This window comes from Pantoea sp. CTOTU49201 (assembly GCF_032054795.1).
Classification (GTDB): Bacteria; Pseudomonadota; Gammaproteobacteria; order Enterobacterales; family Enterobacteriaceae; genus Pantoea; species Pantoea symbiotica.
In genome coordinates this window covers 1,165-1,945 of sequence record NZ_DAMBSA010000601.1, presented here as the reverse complement: position 1 = coordinate 1,945, position 781 = coordinate 1,165, and the positions used below count along the sequence as shown (strand labels likewise).

Genomic DNA, 781 nt, shown 5'->3' with positions numbered 1-781 from the left:
GCCAGCTCCTCGCGCGCCTGCACGTAATATTGCGAACGCATATCGGTGAGTTTCAGTTCCAGATCCGATTTATCGCGCTGCAAACGCAGCACTTCCACGCTACTGGCAGCGCCGGTTTTCGCCAGGCGTTGCGTGATGGCCAGCTCACGGTTAGCCAGTGCCAGCGACTCTTTGAACTGCGCGGTGGCATCGGTCAGCTGCGCGCGGCGGGTTTTATACAGCCGCGTTTCTGATGCGATCAGATCGGGAAACTTATTCAGCTCCGCCGGGAAACTCAGCGGCTGATCGTTCACTTCCGCATTGAGGCGCGAGGCGGCAGCCAATGCCGCACGATAGCGCGCCGCACTTTCCCCCACATTTGATTCCGAGCGCGTGGCATCCAGACGCGCCACCACTTGCCCGGCCTGCACCTGATCGCCTTCATGCACATACAGCTCGGTGAGAATGCCGCCTTCCAGCGATTGCAGCACCTGATCGCGCGAGCTGGGGATCACTTTGCCGGTGCCGGTGGAGACTTCATCCAGCACGCCAAACCAGGCCCAAATCACCGTGACGAGGATCAGTGCGGTGCTGATGACGATCAGCCGCACCGCGCCGGTGTAATGGGTTTCGGATCGCAGTTCGCCCAGCAGATCGTCGGAGGAATCCACTTCTGCCGCCGTGACTAAGCGCAGTCTTGCCGGTAATTGTTTGATCATGATTGCGCCTCCGGCGGAATGCCGTTAGCACGCGGTGCCGGTAAGGCGTTCTCTTTCGGGCTGTCCATCACCAGTTGTCCCTC

Annotated in this window: 1 protein-coding gene; it reads right to left on the bottom strand. The window is 60.3% G+C overall.

Going from position 1 to position 781, the window contains the following annotated elements; translation table 11 throughout:
- The coding region (locus RTY00_RS24285; protein ID WP_312666674.1) for a biotin/lipoyl-binding protein at positions 1 to 698 on the bottom strand (698 nt) is incomplete at its 3' end.
- Positions 699 to 781: the final 83 nt, after the last annotated feature.